Source organism: Bacillus sp. SIMBA_005 (assembly GCF_046535585.1).
GTDB lineage: Bacteria > Bacillota > Bacilli > Bacillales > Bacillaceae > Bacillus > Bacillus pumilus.
The window spans coordinates 1-239 of the sequence record NZ_JAWRWI010001095.1 but is presented as its reverse complement, the minus strand read 5'-3'; the positions used below and the strand labels follow the sequence as shown (position 1 = coordinate 239).

General features: G+C 28.9%; 1 protein-coding gene. It reads left to right on the top strand.

Going from position 1 to position 239, the window contains the following annotated elements:
• Positions 1–239, top strand: a 239-nt coding sequence (locus SB660_RS23510; RefSeq protein WP_410584991.1) for a hypothetical protein, incomplete at both ends; no start/stop codon positions are given.

The following is a 239-nucleotide window of genomic DNA, read 5'->3' as shown; positions in this document are numbered from 1 at the left end:
ATAATAATTTTGTTCTTTCTAATCTAACTTTGCAAGGAGGTAGTGTTGGACTATATGCTCCAGATGAAATGGATTTAATTTCTTTTGTCAACTTAAAATATGTGGTATTTAGAAACCAAAATTACGGAATTCAATTGTATAGAATTTTTGGACTGGATAACTGCTTTTTTGATAGCCTAAGTTTTGTAAATTGTAATATAGGTTTCTTTCAAGATCCTAATCCGGTATATTCTTTATCG